Origin of the sequence: Thermocatellispora tengchongensis, from assembly GCF_014202315.1 — a bacterium.
Taxonomy (GTDB): Bacteria; Actinomycetota; Actinomycetes; order Streptosporangiales; family Streptosporangiaceae; genus Thermocatellispora; species Thermocatellispora tengchongensis.
In genome coordinates this window covers 509,040-527,803 of record NZ_JACHGN010000003.1, presented here as the reverse complement: position 1 = coordinate 527,803, position 18,764 = coordinate 509,040, and the positions used below count along the sequence as shown (strand labels likewise).

At 72.3% G+C, this 18,764-nt stretch carries 11 protein-coding genes; 2 read left to right on the top strand and 9 right to left on the bottom strand.

Translation table 11 applies throughout. The features are described from left to right. Positions 1-39 precede the first annotated feature (39 nt). Entirely contained in the window at positions 40-933 is an 894-nt protein-coding gene (locus HNP84_RS54785) for a carbohydrate kinase family protein (RefSeq protein ID WP_185048849.1), read from the bottom strand. 22 nt (positions 934-955) lie between these two features. Continuing rightward, a complete protein-coding gene (locus tag HNP84_RS08670) occupies positions 956-1,978 on the bottom strand; it encodes a LacI family DNA-binding transcriptional regulator (protein ID WP_185048848.1) in 1,023 nt (340 codons plus the stop codon). A gap of 520 nt (positions 1,979-2,498) precedes the next feature. Between HNP84_RS08670 and HNP84_RS08665 the strand changes: the two genes are divergently transcribed. After that, entirely contained in the window at positions 2,499-3,788 is a 1,290-nt protein-coding gene (locus HNP84_RS08665; protein ID WP_185048847.1) for an ABC transporter ATP-binding protein, read from the top strand. A 3-nt stretch (positions 3,789-3,791) separates the two neighbouring features. Here the strand turns inward: HNP84_RS08665 and HNP84_RS08660 are convergent, their stop codons facing one another. The 7 genes from HNP84_RS08660 to HNP84_RS08630 all read right to left on the bottom strand — a co-directional run bounded on the left by HNP84_RS08660 (position 3,792) and on the right by HNP84_RS08630 (position 12,552). After that, positions 3,792-4,511 carry an ACT domain-containing protein gene (locus tag HNP84_RS08660; RefSeq protein WP_246517923.1) on the bottom strand — a complete coding sequence of 240 codons (720 nt, stop codon included), beginning with the start codon at positions 4,509-4,511 and terminating at the stop codon, positions 3,792-3,794. 669 nt (positions 4,512-5,180) lie between these two features. Next, positions 5,181-6,491, bottom strand: a complete 1,311-nt coding sequence (locus tag HNP84_RS08655) for a right-handed parallel beta-helix repeat-containing protein (RefSeq protein ID WP_185048845.1) — start codon at positions 6,489-6,491, stop codon at positions 5,181-5,183. Between the two features lie 158 nt (positions 6,492-6,649). Beyond that, complete coding sequence (locus tag HNP84_RS08650) at positions 6,650-7,696, bottom strand: LacI family DNA-binding transcriptional regulator (RefSeq protein WP_185048844.1); 1,047 nt, start codon at positions 7,694-7,696, stop codon at positions 6,650-6,652. After that, positions 7,686-9,323, bottom strand: coding sequence for a glycoside hydrolase family 13 protein (locus tag HNP84_RS08645; RefSeq protein WP_185048843.1), 1,638 nt, complete (start codon positions 9,321-9,323; stop codon positions 7,686-7,688). Before HNP84_RS08645 ends, HNP84_RS08650 begins: the two co-directional genes overlap by 11 nt. A gap of 61 nt (positions 9,324-9,384) precedes the next feature. Further along, positions 9,385-10,245 carry a sugar ABC transporter permease gene (locus tag HNP84_RS08640; protein ID WP_185048842.1) on the bottom strand — a complete coding sequence of 287 codons (861 nt, stop codon included), beginning with the start codon at positions 10,243-10,245 and terminating at the stop codon, positions 9,385-9,387. Further along, entirely contained in the window at positions 10,242-11,231 is a 990-nt protein-coding gene (locus HNP84_RS08635) for a carbohydrate ABC transporter permease (RefSeq protein ID WP_312924153.1), read from the bottom strand. Before HNP84_RS08635 ends, HNP84_RS08640 begins: the two co-directional genes overlap by 4 nt. 25 nt (positions 11,232-11,256) lie before the next feature. Beyond that, positions 11,257-12,552 carry an extracellular solute-binding protein gene (locus tag HNP84_RS08630; protein WP_185048840.1) on the bottom strand — a complete coding sequence of 432 codons (1,296 nt, stop codon included), beginning with the start codon at positions 12,550-12,552 and terminating at the stop codon, positions 11,257-11,259. Positions 12,553-13,041: 489 nt separating this feature from the next. Between HNP84_RS08630 and pulA the strand changes: the two genes are divergently transcribed. After that, positions 13,042-18,693: a pullulanase-type alpha-1,6-glucosidase gene (pulA, locus tag HNP84_RS08625; RefSeq protein WP_312924150.1), complete on the top strand. Its 5,652-nt coding sequence runs from the start codon at positions 13,042-13,044 to the stop codon at positions 18,691-18,693. Positions 18,694-18,764: the final 71 nt, after the last annotated feature.

The following is an 18,764-nucleotide window of genomic DNA, read 5'->3' as shown; positions in this document are numbered from 1 at the left end:
CGGCGGCACGGGCCCGCCCCGTTTCCGGCCGGCCGCAGGTCAGCGGCCGGCGCGGCGCAGCAGTGTGCGCTCGTCGATCGGGGCCTCGTGGGTGCCGGTCGTGGCGCAGGCGTGGGCCCCGGCGATGGCGCCGAGCCGCATGCACTCCTCCACGTCGCGCCCGCGCAGCCTGCCGTACAGGAAGCCGGAGACGAACGCGTCGCCGGCGCCGTTGCTGTCGGCGACCGGGCCGGGCAGCGGCGCGGGCGGGGTGTGCCGCGGCTCGCCGTCGGGGTCGGTCAGCAGGTACGCCCCGCGCGCCCCGGCCGTGCAGATCACGGCCTCCGCCCGTCCGCCGCGCAGGATCGCGCGCATCGTCTCGCCCATGTCGTCCAGGGCTGCGGCCGACAGGAACACCAGGTCGGAGCCGTAGGCGAAGTCCTTCTGGTAGTCGGCGCGGCCGTCCCAGTCGTGCAGGTCGGTGGAGCAGGGCACGCCCGCCTCGCGCACCTCGGGGTACAGGTGGCGGGAGAAGTCGGTGATCGACAGGTGGACGTGCCGGGCCGCGGCGAGGTCGTCGCGGTAGCTCGCGGCCGAGAGCCGCTCGCCGGGCGTGAACCGCGGATCGTACAGCGACAGGCGGCGGCCCTCGTCGTCCACCAGCAGGACGCTGCGCCGGGTGCCGGCCGCGGAGACCTCGTAGGCGAACGGGACGCCGCGCGCCTCCATCGTCTCGCGTACGAGCCGGCCCTGCGGGTCGTCGCCGATGATGTCCACCAGCTTGGCGGCCAGGCCGAGCGCGTGGCAGCCGAGCACGACCCCGGCGCCGGTGTTGCCGATGCGGTCCACGATGGGCGGCACGGCGTACGTGTCGGCGTAGGGTAGGGGCAGCACGGGGACGTAGACGGTGGTGTCCACGCCGGCGCCGCCGACCACGAGCACGTCGAGGCTCACGAAGGGCACTCCTGTCGGATCGTCAGCGGCTGACACGGGGGCCGGAGCCGGTGGAGCCGCGCACCACCAGCTCGGGCTGGAAGACCAGCTCGACGTGCTTGGCCGGGGCGCCGTTGATCCCCTCCAGCAGCGTCTCGACCGCCGCGGCGGCCATCGGGCCGATCGGCTTGCGCACGGTGGTCAGCGGCGGGTCGGTGAAGGCGATCAGCGGCGAGTCGTCGAAGCCGACCACCGACACGTCGCCGGGCACCGACAGGCCGCGGTCGCGGCAGGCCCGGATCGCGCCGAGGGCCATCAGGTCGCTGGCGCACACGATGCCGGTGCAGCCGCGTTCGAGCAGCGAGCCCGCGGCGGCCTGCCCGCCCTCGACGGTGAACAGCGAGTGGGCGATCAGGTCGTCGGCCGAGCCCGGCCCGAGCAGCCGCTCCATGGCCTGGGTGTAGCCCTCGATCTTGCGGATGACCGGCACGAACCGGCGCGGCCCGGCCGCCAGCCCGATGCGCTCGTGCCCGAGGTCCACGAGGTGCTGCACGGCCAGCCGGGACGACAGCCGGTCGTCGGGGGAGATGAACGGCGCCTCGATGTGCTCGTTGTAGCCGTCGACCAGCACGATCGGCAGCCCGCGCTCGGTGAGCTTCTGGTAGCGGTCCATGCGGGCGGTGGTGTCGGCGTGCAGGCCGGAGACGAACACGATGCCGCTGACGCCGCGGTCGATGAGCAGCTCGGTGAACTCGTCCTCGGGGGCGCAGCCGGGGAGCTGGGTGCACAGCACCGGCGTGTAACCGTGCTGGGTGAGCACCTTCTCCACCGCCTGGGCGAACGCCGGGAAGATCGGGTTGTCCAGCTCCGGGGTGACCAGCCCGATCAGGCCGTTGCTGCGCTGGCGCAGCCGCTGCGGGCGCTCGTACCCCATCAGGTCGAGCGCGGTGAGCACGGCCTGCCTGGTCGCCTGCGACACGCCGGGCTTGCCGTTCAGCACCCTGCTCACGGTCGCCTCACTGACCCCTGCCTGGGCTGCGATGTCGGAGAGCCTGGTGCCGTTCATGGACAGTACTTTACGCGCGCGCCCACCTGTGCTCGCGTACGCCGAGCGGCGCCGCGGCGGGTGTGACGGCGCCGTGACATCGCGGTGAAATCGGGCTCGGCCCCATGGAGTGCGATGACTTAGAACGTGACAACCGGTGAACCTCGGACGGCAAGACGGCGAAACTTTCGGCAAGCAGTTCCAGATCACGGTTTCAGGGGCGAACGCGCAGCTCAGCGGCTCGGCCCAGGGCAGACCCCGATTTTGTGCCGGGCCGTAATCGGGCGGAACCGGCCTCGGGGGGCCGGTAACGGGATCGGCTACAGCACGGTTACCGGCAGGCCGGAAATGTCACGTCGAAACACCATCGATACAGAAATTTCTAGCCATGTATGGACACAGAGCGCTCGCTCGCGATGTACTACCTCATCAATCAGCACCGCCACAGCCGGCGCCTGGCGCCCGTACTCGGACCTGCGGATCAGCGGCCCCACTGTGGGGGGCTGATCAGACATTTCACAAACGTGGGCGGAGCAGGCCAATGAGTACGGTCGTCCTCGACAACGTGACCAAGGTGTACCCGGGCGGGTACCTCGCCGTGGACCGACTGAATCTTCGCGCCGAGGACGGTGAACTGCTCGTACTCCTCGGCCCGTCCGGATGCGGCAAGTCCACGCTGTTACGGATGATCGCCGGCCTGGAGGACATCACGCAGGGCGACCTGTGGCTCGACGGCCGCATCGCCAACCACCTCGCACCCCGCGACCGCGACGTGGCCATGGTGTTCCAGAACGGGGCCCTCTACCCGCACCGCACCGTGCGCGGCAACCTGTCGTTCCCCCTGGAGATCGCCAAGGCCGACCCCAACCTGGTCAGGGAGCGGGTCACCGAACTGTCCAAGGCGCTGCACATCGACGAGACCCTGGAACGCCGCCCCGGAACCCTCTCCGGCGGCCAGCGCCAGCGGGTCGCGATGGGCCGGGCGATCGTGCGCCAGCCCTCGCTGTTCCTGATGGACGAGCCACTGTCCAACCTGGACGCCGGCATGCGCACCGAGCTGCGCATGGAGATCTCCTCGCTGGTGCGGGCGCTCGGCGTCACCACGATCTACGTCACCCACGACCAGGTGGAGGCGCTGACGCTGGCCGACCGCATCGCGATCATGAACCGCGGGGTGCTGCAGGACGTCGGCACCCCCGGGCAGGTCTACAACGACCCGGCCACCGCCTTCACCGCGGCCTTCCTCAACTCCCAGCAGCTCAACCTGCTCGCGCCCGAGGTGCACACCCCGCAGAACCAGTACATCCTGCTGGACTTCGGGCCGAGTCAGCTCACCATCCAGTGGACCGATCCGCGGGCGTACGCGGTGTCGAAGTACACCGGGGGCCACATCATCGTCGGCATCCGGCCGGACGCGCTCGCGCCGGTGCCGGAGAACTACGACGGCCCGTGCTTCTTCGGCCGGGTGCGCACCCTGGAGTACCACGGCCACGAGTGGCTGGCCTACATCGAGGCGGGCCTGCCCTCCGTGCCGGTGCCCGAGCCGCCGGACCCCCGGCAGGCCAGGGCCGCCGCCAACGGCGGGTCGGCCGGCAGCCGGGCCCGCTCCATGATCCGCCGCCTGATCAACGGCTCCGCGCCCGAGCCCGAGCACGACCCCACGGCCAACGGCAACGGGCACAGCGGCAGCCACCGCCGCGCCGACCTGATCGTACGGCTCGGGTCGCGCCCCGTATGGCGGGCCGGCGAGTACGCCAAGGTGGGCGTGGACCTGAACCGCATCATGCTCTTCACCACCGACGGCAACCGGATCGACCCGCCGCGGCGCTGAGGCTCACACTGTCCCCTCCGCGGCGGGCTCCTCCTTCCCGGTCATCGCCATCTCGACCTCCGCCCCGACACCGGCGGCGGCGACCGCGGCGGCTCGTCCCGTACGGGCCAGCATGGTGATGATCTCGGTCAGGCGCACCACCCGGTCCAGCTCGGCCCGGTGGAAGGCGAGCCCCACGCCCTCGGCGCGCCCCACGAACAGCCACAGCCCGGTGTCGGCCAGCGGCACGCTCATCAGCCGCACGTCGCCGTCCCTGAGCGCCGCGGCCCGCGGGGAGAGCGGCTCGCGCAGCTCCAGCACCTCGGGCGCCCGCCAGCTCCGGTGCACCACCGCCGGCCTGGCCCCCGGCGCGACGTCCGCCGCCGGCACGGTGAGCGCCCAGTCGGCCCCCACGAGATCCGGCAGCGCGTCCACCAGCGTCGTGAAGGCCCGCACCGGCTCGGCGGCCACATGCCGCAGCAGATCGTAGTCCGGCGCCGACCCGGGCACCTCCCGGGTGTGCCACGCCCCCTCAACGTGCACCCCCGGCACCGCCGACAGCCGGTCCCGCACCTCGTCCTGATCCGGCGCCCCCGGCCAGGACACCGTGAAGTCGTCCACGGCCCTCCCGGCCTCCCGGTCCAGCACCGTGACCTGGTGGATGTCCGCCCCCAGAGCCCCCAGCGCCCTGGCCACCTGCCCCAGCGCCCCGGGCCGGTCCGGCAGCGACACCCTCAGCCGCATGAGCATCGACGATCACCCCTCTTTCGCCACACACACTGTCGTAAGCAGGTTTCCAGCACGTTCCACGGAAATGTCCGGCATGCTGCCACAACCCCCCCACCCCAACATCCCCGCCCCCACCCCTGCCAACCCCCCATTTACCCTTTCCCTCCCCATTCCCGAAACTCCCCCTCAAACCCCCACAAACCCACCCAGACCCCCCACCCGCCAAGAGCGAGTCGGACGCGCCGGGCCGGTGCGGGCAGGCCGCAGGTGCCCGACGACCCCGAGGAGGAGGACGGACGAACCCTGGGCCCGGATCGGGACCGGCCCCGGAAGGGGGCGGGGCGGACGCATGGACCGGCACGGCGGAAGGACGGCACAGTCGAAGGGCAGCACGGCCGAAGGGCGACACGCCCGAAGGGCGACACGCCCGAAGGGCGACACGCCCGAAGGGCGACGGCCCCGAGAAAAGGGCGGATCAACCCGCAACAGCCAAGGCGACCGCCTCAAGGCCCCGAGGGGAGCCTGATCCGGGGCGACCCTAAGACCGATCACCCGGGTGACCTGGCCGCCTCACGCACCCCACGCCGCGCGGGCCGGAGGCGGGTAGCGACCGGAGCGGGCAGCACACGCGGGCGCGCCCGGAACGGGCCACACGCACCGTTCCGGACGGGGGGGCGGGTGGGGTCAGCGGGGGGTGGGCTGGTAGGCGCCGGAGGCGGGGTCGGCGGGGAGGGGGCGGCCCGTCACGTCCTTCTTCAGGGCGGCGCCGCCGAACCAGGCGGCGGGGAGGTCGGCGGCGCGGCCGAGGGCCGGGGAGCCGGGGCGGAGGCGGAGGTCGGTGCGGCTGCGGAAGCGGGGGTCGGCGATCACGGAGCCGGGGCCGAGGTCGAAGTCCTTGGAGCGGCCCTGGTAGACGTTGCCGCCCTCGTCGGCACCCTTGCCATCGGCGTAGCCCATCTCGCCGCCGACGACGATGATGTTGTTGCGCAGGCGGAGGATGCCGGGTGAGCAACCGTCGTGGCAGGACCAGCCGATGGTGTCGCGGGCGGGCAGGTAGACGGAGTTGTGCACCGCGATGGTGCCCTTGACCGGGCCGACGATGTGGCCGGGGCCGCGGGTGACGAGGAAGGCGCCGCGCTTGTTGCGCGAGGTGACCACGTTGTGGGCGAAGACGTTGCCGGTCGCGGTCTTGCCCTTCTCGGCGCCGAGCTCGGTGAAGGTCTCGTTGTCGCGGGAGATGTTGTGGGTGATGCGGTTGCGGTCGCCGTTGTAGATCTCCACGGCGGCGCCGTCGGTCTTGTAGTCGATGCTGGGGGCGTGGCTGCCGGAGATGGTGTTGCCGGTGACCAGGTTGTCGTCACCGTTGAGGAGCACGCCGAAGGCGCCGGAGTCGTTGTCGGGCTCGTCGTCGTTGACGCTCATCCGGTCGTTGTCGGCCATGGTGCTGTCGCGGATGGTGTTGCGCGAGCCGTCGGGGGTGACCCAGACGCCGGTGATGTTGTCGTCGGCGTACACGTCGACCAGCTCGTTGCGGTCGCCGGAGACCTCGAAGCCGGCCCAGCCGCACTTGGACGCCCGCAGGCCGCTCACCTTGAGGTACGTGCCGGAGACCACCACGCAGGCCGTGGCCTCCTCGCTGCGGCCGATCACCGGCCGGGCGCCGCTGCCGTACGCCGTGATGACGATCGGCTTGGCGGCGGTGCCGCGGGCGCTGAGGGTGAGCGTGCCGGTCCACTTGCCGCCGCGCCGGAACCGCACCGTGTCGCCGGGCTTGAGGTCGGCCGAGTTGACCGGGTCGAGGGTCTGCCAGGCCTGGCCGGGGCTGGTGCCGTCGTTCCCGTCGTCTCCCGAGCGGGAGTCGACGTAGTAGACCGCGCCCGCGGTCTTGCCCAGCGAGCCCGCCGCGAGCGAGCCGACCGCGCCCGGGGCGGCCAGGCCGGCGAGCAGCGGGCCGGCGGCGACGGGAAGAGTCCAGCGCACCAGGGGGTCGAGCATGGGCCACCATTCAGCGTGATTCGGGAGACTTGTGAGGTGCTTGAAAAGCTAACTATCCGCGGTGGATCACCGTACCGTCCCCCGGCCCCGCGCGGGAGGCCCATCAGGTCGTGTGTCGGTAACGTTCCAGGAACGGATCGCCCAGCGTCACGCCCCCGTCATCTGGCGATCTTGGGGCCGGAGCCGGTGGAGCCCCGCACGATCAGCTCGGGCTGGAACACCAGCTCGGAGTGGCGCAGCGGCGCGCCGGCGATGGCCTCCAGCAGCGTGTGCACGGCCGTGGTCACCATGGGCTGGATCGGCTGGCGGATGGTGGTGAGCGGCGGGTCGGTGAAGGCGATCAGCGGCGAGTCGTCGTAGCCGACCACCGACACGTCGCCGGGCACCGAGAGCCCGCGCTCGCGGCACGCCCGGATCGCGCCGAGGGCCATCAGGTCGCTGGCGCACACGATGCCGGTGCAGCCCCGGTCGAGCAGGGTGCGGGCCGCGGCCTGCCCGCCCTCGACGCTGAACAGCGAGTGCGCGATCAGGCCGTCCACCGGCTTGCCGAACAGGCGGGCCATCGCCTCGGTGAAGCCCTCGATCTTGCGGATCACCGGGACGAACCGGCGCGGGCCGACCGCCAGCCCGATCTGCTCGTGGCCGAGGTCGGCGAGGTGCTGCACGGCCAGCCGGGCGGCGGTGCGGTCGTCGGGCGAGATGAACGGCGCCTGTACGTCGTCGGCGTGCCCGTTGAGCAGCACGATCGGCACGCCCTGGCCGATGAGCTGGGTGTAGCGGTCGGAGCGGGCGCTGGTGTCGGCGTGCAGCCCCGACACGAAGATGATCCCGCTCACCCCGCGCTCGACCAGCAGCTCGGTGAACTCGTCCTCCACCGCCCCGCCGGGGAGCTGGGTGCACAGCAGCGGCGTGTAGCCGTGCTGGGTCAGCGCCCGCTCGAACGCCTGGGCGAAGGCGGGGAAGATCGGGTTGTCCAGCTCCGGGGTGACCAGCCCGACCAGGCCGTTGCTGCGCTGGCGCAGCCGCTGCGGGCGCTCGTACCCCATCAGGTCCAGCGCGACCAGCACGGCCTGCCGGGTGGCGGCGGAGACGCCCGGCTTGCCGTTGAGCACCCGGCTGACCGTGGCCTCGCTGACCCCGGCCTGCTCGGCGATGTCCGACAGCCGGGCGAAGCCGCCGCTGAAGGGCCCGTTGCTAGCCGCCATGACCGTCCCGGCGCTGCCACCAGGCGGCGGTGTCGGCCGCCAGCCGTACGGTCGCGCCCTCGGCCGCGACGGGGGCGCTGGACAGCAGCAGGTCGCCGTACGCGGGGAGCTCGGCCGGGCCGGGGCCGAAGTTGATCGCACACACCAGGCCGTCGCCGCGCTCGAAGGCCAGCGCGCCCGCGGGGGCCTCCAGCCAGCGCAGCGTGCCGTCGCCCAGGCCGGGGTGCTCGCGGCGGACGCGCAGCGCCTCGCGGTACAGCGACAGCATCGAGGACGGGTCGCGGCGCTGGGCCTCGACCGTGATCGGCGCCCACGACGGCGGCATGGGCAGCCAGCTGTCGTAGATGCCGGGCGGGGAGAAGCCGAACGGCGGCTCGGTGTAGCCCCACGGGAGCGGCACCCGGCAGCCGTCGCGCCCCTCGCCGGGGCCGCGCAGCCGCTGCGGGTCGCGCAGGTACTCCTCCGGCAGGTCCAGCACCTCGGGCAGGCCCAGCTCCTCGCCCTGGTAGACGTACGCCGAGCCGGGCAGCGCGAGCGTGAGCAGCGCGGCGGCCCGCGCCCGGCGCAGGCCGAGCTCGCCGCCGCCGTAGCGGGTGACGTGCCGCTTGACGTCGTGGTTGGACAGCACCCACGTGCTCGGCGCGCCGACGGGGGCGGCGGCGGCCAGCGACTCCTCGATGACCGCGCGGAAGGACGCGGCGTCCCACCGGGCGGTGAGGTAGTGGAAGTTGAACGCCTGGTGCAGCTCGTCGGGGCGCACGTAGCGGGCCAGGCGCTCCAGGGTGGGCGCCCACGCCTCGGCGACGCCGATCCGCTCGCCGGGGTAGGAATCGAGCAGCCGCCGCCAGTGGCGGTGGATCTCGTGCACGCCGTCCTGGTCGAAGTAGGGCAGCACCTCGGTGCCGAGCATGCGCGCCTGGCCGCTGCGGCCGATGTCGGGCAGGCCGGGCGCCTTGATCATGCCGTGCGCGACGTCGATGCGGAAGCCGTCCACGCCAAGGTCGAGCCAGAAGCGCAGGATGTCGTCGAACTCGGCGCGGACCTCGGGGTGCTCCCAGTTCAGGTCGGGCTGCTCGGGGGCGAACAGGTGCAGGTACCACTCGCCGTCGGGCAGCCGGGTCCAGGCGGGGCCGCCGAAGACCGACTCCCAGTCGTTGGGCGGCAGCTCGCCGTGGGCGCCGCGGCCGGGCCGGAAGACGTACCGGCCGCGGGCGGGCGAGCCCGGCCCGCCGGCGACGGCGGCGCGGAACCACGCGTGCTGGTCGGAGGTGTGGTTGGGCACCACGTCGATGATCACGCGCAGCCCGCGCCGGTGGGCGTCGTCGATGAGCGCCTTGGCGTCGCCCAGCGAGCCGAAGACCGGGTCCACGTCGCGGTAGTCGGCCACGTCGTAGCCGAAGTCGGCCATCGGCGAGGGGTAGAAGGGGGTCACCCAGATGGCGTCCACGCCCAGATCGGCCAGATAGTGCAGGCGCCCGCGCAGGCCGAGCAGGTCGCCGACGCCGTCGCCGTCGCCGTCGGCGAAGCTGCGCACGTACACCTGGTAGATCACCGCGTCGCGCCACCATCGGGTGGGCGGGGCCACGGCGGCCTCCTGTGCGCTCGGCTGCTGGACCAGCTCAGTCATAGGACTCCCCGGATCAGGCGCAATAGTGACATATTTCAGGGCGGAACAGGTGACCATCGTGCTACGCCTTCGTGGCTCCGGCAGTGAGCCCGGTCACGAGATGCCGTTGCACGAGCAGGAACACCACGGAGGCCGGCACCGCGATCAGCACGGCGGCGGCGGTGAGCAGGCCCCAGTCGGACCAGTGCTGGCCGATGAACTGCTGCAGCCCGGCGCCGAGCGTGCGCTTCTCCTCCGCGGTCATGAACACCGTGGCGTACGCGACCTCGCCCCACGCCGTCATGAAGGAGTAGAAGGCGGTGACCGCCAGGCCGGGCTTGGCCAGCGGCAGCACCAGGCGCCAGAACGTGCCGAACGGGGTGAGCCCGTCCACCATGCCCGCCTGGTCGATCTCCACCGGGATGGTGTCGAAGTAGCCCTTCATCATCCAGGCGCAGAACGGCACCGCCACCGTCATGTACGCGATCACCAGCCCGGGGATCTGGTTGAGCAGGCCCAGCCCGGCCATCAGGTTGTACAGCGGCACGATCAGGATCGCGACCGGGAACATCTGGGTGACCAGCAGCAGCCACAGCACCGCGCGGTGGCCGGCGAAGCGGAACCTGCTGATGGCGTAGCCGGTGGTGGCGGCGAGGAGCACGCCGAGCACCATGGTCAGCCCGGCGACGAGCACCGAGTTGAGCAGCCAGCCCGGGAAGTCGGTCTCGCCGATCACCCTGGTGTAGTTGTCCAGCGAGGGGCTGCGGAAGAACTCCAGTTCGGTGGACAGCCAGCCCTCGCGCGGCTTGAGCGAGGTCAGCACCAGCCAGACCACCGGGAAGATCGAGATCAGCGTGGCGGCGATCAGCGTGGCGTGCAGCGCGATCGAGGCGCCGAGGCCGCGCTCCCCGCGGCCCCGCGGACGTGCCTGTACGGCGGTCACCACACCTCCCCCTGCCTGCGCAGCGCGCGGCGGTAGCCGAGGGCGAGCAGGACGAGCAGCCCGAGGATGATCAGGCCCCACGCGGCGGAGCCGGAGTAGTTGCGCACGCCGGTGAACGCCTCGCGGAAGGCGTAGGTCACCAGGATCTCGGTCTCGCTGCCGGGACCGCCGCCGGTGACCAGGAAGATGACGGGGAACATGTTGAAGGTCCAGATCGTGCCGAGCAGGATCACGGTGCTGGAGACCGCGCGCAGGCCGGGCAGCGTGATGTGCCGGAACCGCTGCCCGGGGCCGGCGCCGTCCACCTCGGCCGCCTCGTACAGCTCGCGCGAGATGCCCTGGAGGCCGCCGAGCAGGGCGACCATCATGAACGGCACGCCCAGCCACACGTTCACCGCGATCACCGCGATGCGGGCGGTGGTGGGGTCGTCCAGCCAGCCGACCGGGCCGAGGCCCACCGCGCCGAGCATCGCGTTGAACACGCCGTAGTCGCTGTTGTAGAGGTAGCGCCAGATGAAGGCGGCCACGAACGCGGGGATCGCCCAGGGCAGGATCAGCAGCACCCGGTAGACCGAGCGGAAGCGCAGCCTGCGGTTGAGCAGCATGGCCAGGCCCAGGCCCAGGCCGTAGTGGAGGGCCACGCAGGCGACGGTCCACACGGCCGTCCAGGTCAGCTTGGCCCAGAACACGCCGCTGGTCAGGATGCCGGCGTAGTTCTCCAGCCCCACGAACTCGTACGACGCGGGGATGACGTTGACGCCGATGGTCCTGCCGATGTTCGCCTCGGTGGCGTCGGTCAGCGACAGGAAGATCCCCCGAGCCAGCGGCCAGCCGACGAGCGCGCACATCACGACCACGACCGGGGCGACCATCGCCCAGGCGTACCAGTGGGCGCGGATCGCCCGGCGCACGCGGCCGGGCTCGCCGCGCCGGTGGCCGCGGGCGTGCGCGTCGCCCGCGGCCCGGCCCCTGGCCGTGCTGCTCACACGTCCAGTGGAGATCGACACCTGGTCAGCTCCAGTCCTTGAAGATGCCCCGGTACCTCTGGTCCACGTTCTTGACCATCTGCTCGGGCGTCTCCTTGCCGCCGACGAGCGCCTGGTAGCCCTCCAGGAGGGGCTGGAAGAGCTGGCCGCCCTCGGGGATCCACGGCCGCGGCACGGCAGTGTCCATGATCGGCTTGAACACGGTGACGTCCTTGTTGGCCTTGACCGCCGGGTCCTCGAACACCGAGGCGCGGGGCGGCAGCAGGCCCAGCTCGGCGGACATCTTGGCCATGGCCTCCTTGGAGGTCATGAAGCGGACGAACTCGTAGGAGGCGTCCAGGTTCTTGGACCCGGCGTAGATGGCGAGGTTGTGCCCGCCGGTCGGGGCGCCGGCCTTGACCGAGCCGGCGGGGACCGGCGCGATGCCGAGGTTGTCCTTGTCCTTGAACTCCGCCCCCTGGTAGAGCTCGGAGAGCGCCCACGGCCCGTTGAAGATCATGGCCGTCTTGCCCTCCTTGATGGCGGTCATCGCGTTCACGTAGCTGTCGGTGATCGCGGGCTTGGCCGCCGCGCCGCTGGTGACGAGGTCGGAGACCGTGGCCATGGCCTTGACGTTGGCCGGGGAGTCGATCACGATCTTCTTGCTGCGGACGTCGAGCAGGTCGCCGCCCTCGCCGTAGATGAACGGCAGCAGGAAGTAGGAGTCGACGTTGAGCGAGAGCCCCGGCACGCCGGTCTTGTCCTTGACGTCGAGCGCGACCTGCTTGAGCTCGGCCATCGTCTTCGGCGGCTCCTCGTGGCCGGCCTCCTTCAGCAGCCGCTTGTTGTAGATCAGCGCGAGGGAGTCGGTGACCTGCGGCACGGCCCAGGTCTTGCCGTTGTACTTGGTGCTGCTCAGCGGGCCGGGCAGGAAGTCGCTCTCGGTGCCGTCGAGCGCCCGGGTGCCGTCGAGCGGCTGGAGATAGCCGAGTGAGGCGAACTGCGGCGTCCAGGCGACCTCGGCCCTGATCACGTCCGGCGCGCCGGTGCCCGCCTGGGCGGCGGTCTGGAACTGGTTCTGCGCCTGGTCGAACGGGACGTTGACGTAGTTGACCTTGATGCCGGGGTACTTGGCCTGGAACTCCTTGATCAGGGCCTGGAAGGTCGGCCCCTCGCTGTCGGGCCGGGTCGTGTCCCACCAGGTGATCTGACCGGTGATCTTGGACGGGTCGGCGGGGGCGCTCTGCGCGGGCGCCGCCTCCCCTCCGCCACCACCGCCGCAGGCGGAGACCGCCAGCGCGAGTGCCGCGACGATCGTCGCCGCCTGGAAGGCTCGCCGCATGTCTCTCTCCTCAGGTTCGGGGGGTCGGCCGCCGCGCGGACCGGGCAGGCGGGCACGCCGCCGCCCCGTGCGCCGGCCGGGAAATCGGAGTACGCCCGGACGTTACGCCGAGATGACGAGGATTGGAAGATCTTGCAGCAAGAGTCTGCAAAGTCGTTACAAAGGCCGTATCGGGGCCGCCGAACTCCCGAAACCCCCACCCTCTCCCTCTCCCGACATCAACCGCCATTGCAAGAAATTTCAGCAATGCATTGCATAGATCCGGATCTGTAAGTACCTTCCGGGCAACCCCCTCCATCCCCCCACCCCGTGGAGGTCCCGGTGGTGCTCTCCCCACGCGCGAAGGCCCGCTTGGCCGCCCTGGCCCTCCCCCTGCTCCCCCTCGCCCCGCCCTTGTCCGGGCCGTCGTCCCCGGTACAGACGGTGCGGGCGGCTCCAGTGCAGGGGGCCACGGTTCAGGCGGCCCCGGCGCAGGTGGCGTACGGGCCCGTGGCGGAGCCCCGGGACGAGGATCTGGCGCGCGACGCCCCGCGCGCCGACCTGACCCGGGAGCGGTTCTACTTCGCGATGACCGACAGGTTCGCCAACGGCGACCCCCGCAACGACCGGGGCGGGCTGTCCGGCGACCGGCTCGCCACCGGGTTCGACCCCACGCACAAGGGCTTCTACCACGGCGGCGACCTGAAGGGGCTGATCGGCAGGCTCGACTACATCAAGGGCCTGGGCAGCACCGCGATCTGGATCACGCCCGCGTTCGCCAACCGCCCGGTGCAGGGCGGCGGGGAGAACGCCTCGGCCGGGTACCACGGCTACTGGATCACGGACTTCACCCGGATCGACCCGCACCTGGGCACCAATCGGCAGATGAAGGAGCTGGTCGAGCAGGCGCACAAGCGCGGCATGAAGGTCTTCTTCGACATCATCACCAACCACACGGCCGACGTGATCGACTACAAGGAGAAGACCTACGGCTACCGGGCCAAGGGCCCCTACCCCTACCTCGACGCCTCCGGCAGGCCCTTCGACGACCGCGCGTACGCCGGGAAGGACTCCTTCCCGGAGGTGACCGCCGACTCCTTCCCCTACACCCCGGTCGCCCCCGAGAACGCCAAGAAGCCCGCCTGGCTGAACGACGTGACGATGTACCACAACCGGGGCGACTCCACCTTCGCCGGGGAGAGCTCCGAGTACGGCGACTTCCACGGCCTGGACGACCTGTGGACCGAGCGGCCCGAGGTCGTCCAGGGCATGATCGACATCTACAGGACGTGGGTGCGCGAGACCGGGATCGACGGGTTCCGCATCGACACCGCCAAGCACGTCAACCCGGAGTTCTGGGAGCGTTTCTCGCCCGCCCTGGACGGCTACGCGGCCAGGCTGGGCAACGAGCGGTTCTTCATGTTCGGCGAGGTGTACTCCGGCGAACCGGCCTTCACCAGCCGCTACTCCACCCGCGGCGGCATGGACGCCACGCTGGACTTCCCGTTCCAGGAGGCCGCCAGGTCCTTCGCCGGCGGCACCGCGGGCGCCTCGCGGCTGGCCGCGCTGTTCGCGGCCGACGACCACCACACCGACGCCGACGGCAACGCGTACTCCTCGCCGACCTTCCTCGGCAACCACGACATGGGCCGCATCGGCCGCTTCCTGGCGCAGGACAACCCGGGCGCGGACGACGCCGAGCTGCTGCGGCGCGACCTGCTCGCGCATGAGCTGATGTACCTCTCGCGCGGCCAGCCGGTGGTGTACTACGGCGACGAGCAGGGCTTCACCGGCAAGGGCGGCGACCAGGACGCCCGTCAGAGCATGTTCGCCAGCCGGACGCAGAGCTACCTCACCGACGACCTGATCGGCACCGACGCGACGCACGCCGCCGACAACTACGTCACCTCGCACCCGCTCTACCGGGGCATCGCGGCGCTGGCGGGGCTGCGCGACGCGCACCCCGCGCTGGCCGACGGGGCGCAGGTCGAGCGGCTGGCCTCCGGCGGCCTGTACGCCTTCTCCAGGATCGGCGCGAAGGAGCGGATCGAGTACGTCGTGGCGGTGAACAACGGCGAGTCGGCGGCGACGGCCGCGATCCCCACCTACTCGGCGAACGCCCGCTTCACCCGCGTCTACGGGCAGGGGGAGCCGGAGCGCACGACCGGCGCCGACCGCACCCTGCCGGTCACCGTGCCGCCGCTGTCGGCGGTGGTCTACCGGGCGGAGGCGCGGCTCGCGGCGCCGGAGGAGGCGCCGCGGATCACCCTCACGCCGCCCGCCGACCCGGTGCGCGGCACGGCCGAGGACGGCCGGGTGCCGGTCACCGCGACGGTGCCGGGGCACGGGTTCGACCAGGTCACGTTCGCGGCCCGGGTGGGCGACGGGGAGTGGCGGGTGCTGGGCACCGACGACGCGCCCACGCGGGTGGGCGATGACCGCCTTTTCCGGATATTTCATGATCTGAGGGGTGTGCCGGCCGGGACCCCCATCGCGTACAAGGCCGTGGTAAAGGACTCCGCCGGCCGCCACGCCTCGGCGCGGGCCCAGGCCGTCAAGGCCCCCGACCCTGTGCAGCCCGCCCCGGGCGCCGCGCGCCGCGACTGGCTGGTCGTGCACTACCAGCGCCAGGACGGCGACTACGACGGCTGGGGCCTGCACGTGTGGGGCGACGTCGAGCAGCCGACCGACTGGGCGAGCCCGCTCCCCCTGCGCGGCGAGGACGCGTTCGGCCGCTTCGCCTGGATCAGGCTCAAGCCCGGGGCGGCGAACGTCGGCCTGGTGGTCCACCGCGGCGACGAGAAGGACGGCGGCGACCGGATCGTCAACCCGGCGAGAAACGGGGAGGTCTGGCTGGTGGCGGGCCACGACGGGGTATACACCTCACGTGCGGCGGCCCAGGGCCACGCCACGGTCCGCTACCACCGGCCCGACGGCGCGTACGACGGCTGGGGCCTGCACCTGTGGGGCGACGCCATCGCCGACGGCGCCGCGACCGACTGGGCGTCGCCGCGCATGCCCGACGGCACCGACGAGTTCGGCGCGTACTGGGAGGTCCCGCTGAAGAACGCCTCGGCCCCGCTCGAGTTCATCGTGCACAGGGGCGACGAGAAGGACCCCGGGCCCGACCAGGCGTTCACGCCGGCCGGGCAGCCGGAGGCGTACGTCGTGTCCGGCCAGGCGGCCGTGCACCCGACGCGCGCCGCGGCCGAAGGCGAGGCCGTGCTGCACTACCACCGGCCCGATGGCGACTACGACGGCTGGGGCCTGCACGTGTGGTCCGGGGCGGCCGAGCCCACCGAGTGGGCGCGGCCGATCATGCCGGAGAAGGTGGACGGGTTCGGCGCCACGTTCCGGGTGCCGCTCGCCGAGGGCGCGCGCTCGCTCAGCTACATCATCCACAGGGGCGATGAGAAGGACCTGCCGGGTGACCAGTCGCTCGACCTGACCGCGACCGGTCACGAGGCGTGGCGGGTGGCCGCCACCGAGGGCTACGTGCTGCCGCAGCCGGCCGCCGCCGGCGCGGACGCCGACCTGGCGAAGTCGCGCGCGCACTGGATCGACGCGGGCACGGTGGCCTGGGACGTCGAGCCGTCGGCGTCGCTGCACTACTCGCTGGTCCTGTCGGCCTCGGGCCGCATCGCCTACCAGGACGGCGACCTGACCGGGGAGGACCTGCGGCTGATCCGGCTCGTCCCCGGCGCGCTCACCGAGGAGCAGAAGGCCAGGTGGCCGCACCTCGCCGGGTACGCCGCGCTCAAGGTGGACCCGCGCGACGCCGCGCTGGTGAAGCAGGCGCTGCGCGGGCGGATCGTCGCGGCCGAGCGCGACGCGTCCGGCGCGCTGCGCGCCGCGACCGGCGTGCAGATCCCCGGCGTGCTCGACGACGTGTACGCCGCCGCCACCACCGCCGAGCTCGGCCCTTCGGCCGGGCCGCTCCCCCGGCTCGCCGTGTGGGCGCCCACGGCCCAGAAGGTGCGGCTGGCGCTGTACCGGGAGCCGTCCGGCGGCACGCCCGCCCTGCACGACATGCGCCGCGACGACCACACCGGCGTGTGGTCCGTCCGCGGCCTGCCCACCTGGAAGAACCGCTACTACACCTTCTGGGTCACGGTGTACTCCCCGGCGGCGGGCCGGGTCGTGACCAACGAGGTGACCGACCCGTACGGCCTGGCGCTGGCGGCGGGCTCCGGGCGCAGCAGGCTGGTGGACCTGTCGGACCGGGCGCACCGGCCCGAGGGCTGGGCCGGGCTGCGCAAGCCCGAGCCGGTGCGCCAGGACCGGGCCTCGATCTACGAGCTGCACGTGCGCGACTTCTCCGCCTCCGACACCACCGTGCCCGAGGCGCTGCGCGGCACGTACGGCGCCTTCGCCGCCGGCGGCGCGGGCATGCGCGAGCTGCGCGCCCTGGCGCGCGACGGGCTGACCCACGTGCACCTGCTGCCCGTCTTCGACTTCGCCACCGTGCCGGAGAAGCGCGCGGAGCGCACCGAGCCCGGCTGCGACCTGGCCGCGATGCCGCCCGACTCCGCCGGACAGCAGGAGTGCGTGGCCGCCACCGCCGCCACCGACTCCTTCAACTGGGGCTACGACCCGCTGCACTACACCGTGCCCGAGGGCTCGTACGCGAGCGACCCGGAGAACCGGACCAGGGAGTTCCGCGGCATGGTCAAGGCCCTGAACGAGGCCGGGCTGCGCGTGGTCATGGACGTCGTCTACAACCACACCCACGCCGCCGGGCAGGACGCGGGCTCGGTGCTGGACCGGATCGTGCCCGGCTACTACCACCGCCTGCTCGACGACGGGACGGTGGCGAACTCGACCTGCTGCGCGAACACCGCCCCCGAGCACGCCATGATGGGCCGCCTGGTCGTGGACTCCGTCGTCACCTGGGCCAGGGAGTACAAGGTGGACGGGTTCCGCTTCGACCTGATGGGCCACCACCCCAAGGCGAACATCCTGGCCGTGCGCCGGGCCCTGGACCGGCTCACCCTGGACGAGGACGGCGTGGACGGCAAGTCGATCATCCTGTACGGCGAGGGCTGGGACTTCGGCGAGGTCGCGGGCGGCGCCCGGTTCGAGCAGGCCACGCAGGCCAACATGGCCGGCACCGGCGTGGGCACCTTCAACGACCGGCTGCGCGACGCCGTGCGCGGCGGCGGCCCGTTCGACGCCGACCCGCGGGTGCAGGGCTTCGCCTCCGGGCTCGCCGGCGCCCCCAACGGCTCCCCCGCCAACGGCACCGAGGAGGAGCGGCGGGCCCGGCTGCTGCGCTACCACGACCTGATCAAGGTGGGGCTGGCGGGCAACCTGCGCGACTACGCCTTCACCTCCTCGGTGAGCGGCGAGCGGGTGACGGGCGCCCAGGTGGACTACAACGGCTCCCCCGCCGGCTACACGGCCGCGCCCGGGGAGGCGGTGACGTACGTGGACGCGCACGACAACGAGACGCTGTTCGACGCGCTGGCGTACAAACTGCCGCAGGACACCCTCATGGCCGACCGGGTGCGCATGCAGACGCTGGCGCTCGCCGCGGCCACGCTGGGCCAGGGCACCGCGTTCGTCCACGCCGGCAGCGAGCGGCTGCGCTCCAAGTCGCTGGACCGCAACTCCTACGACTCCGGCGACTGGTTCAACCGGCTGCTGTGGGACTGCTCGGCCGGCAACGGCTTCGGGGCCGGGCTGCCGCCGAAGGCCGACAACGAGGCCAAGTGGCCGTACGCCCGGCCGCTGCTCGCCGACCCCGCCCTGCGGCCCGGCTGCGCCGACATCGGCGCGGCGCGGGCGGCGTACGGGGAGCTGCTGCGCATCCGCGCCTCCTCCCCCGCCTTCGCCCTGGGCAGCCTGGACGAGGTGCAGCGGCGGCTGGCGTTCCCGGTGGCGGAGGAGACCCCCGGCGTGATCACCATGCGGGTGGACGTCTCCGGGCTCGACCCGCGCTGGAAGTCGGTCACCGTGGTGTTCAACGCGACCCCGGGGGAGCAGCGGCAGACCGTGTCCGCGCTCGCCGGCGCGGACGTGGCGCTGCACCCCGTACAGGCGGCCTCGGCCGACCCCGTGGTCAGGCGCTCGGCCTTCGACGCGGGCACCGGGACGTTCACCGTGCCGCCCCGGACGGTCGCGGTGTTCGTCCAGTCATGGAGATCTCCCGGATCGGAGTGAGGCACGCAAAGTTAACAGGAGCGATGCGGAGCGTTCAGCTCAGCAACCCCCGCACGGTCACCCTCATGGCT

What these genes read in the sequence shown, in the direction of transcription:
- HNP84_RS08670 (WP_185048848.1), bottom strand. Translation starts at nt 1,978, where the DNA reads ATGAACGGCACCAGGCTCTCCGACATCGCAGCCCAGGCAGGGGTCAGT.
- HNP84_RS08665 (WP_185048847.1), top strand. Translation starts at nt 2,499, where the DNA reads ATGAGTACGGTCGTCCTCGACAACGTGACCAAGGTGTACCCGGGCGGG.
- HNP84_RS08660 (WP_246517923.1), bottom strand. Translation starts at nt 4,511, where the DNA reads ATGCGGCTGAGGGTGTCGCTGCCGGACCGGCCCGGGGCGCTGGGGCAG.
- HNP84_RS08655 (WP_185048845.1), bottom strand. Translation starts at nt 6,491, where the DNA reads ATGCTCGACCCCCTGGTGCGCTGGACTCTTCCCGTCGCCGCCGGCCCG.
- HNP84_RS08650 (WP_185048844.1), bottom strand. Translation starts at nt 7,696, where the DNA reads ATGGCGGCTAGCAACGGGCCCTTCAGCGGCGGCTTCGCCCGGCTGTCG.
- HNP84_RS08645 (WP_185048843.1), bottom strand. Translation starts at nt 9,323, where the DNA reads ATGACTGAGCTGGTCCAGCAGCCGAGCGCACAGGAGGCCGCCGTGGCC.
- HNP84_RS08630 (WP_185048840.1), bottom strand. Translation starts at nt 12,552, where the DNA reads ATGCGGCGAGCCTTCCAGGCGGCGACGATCGTCGCGGCACTCGCGCTG.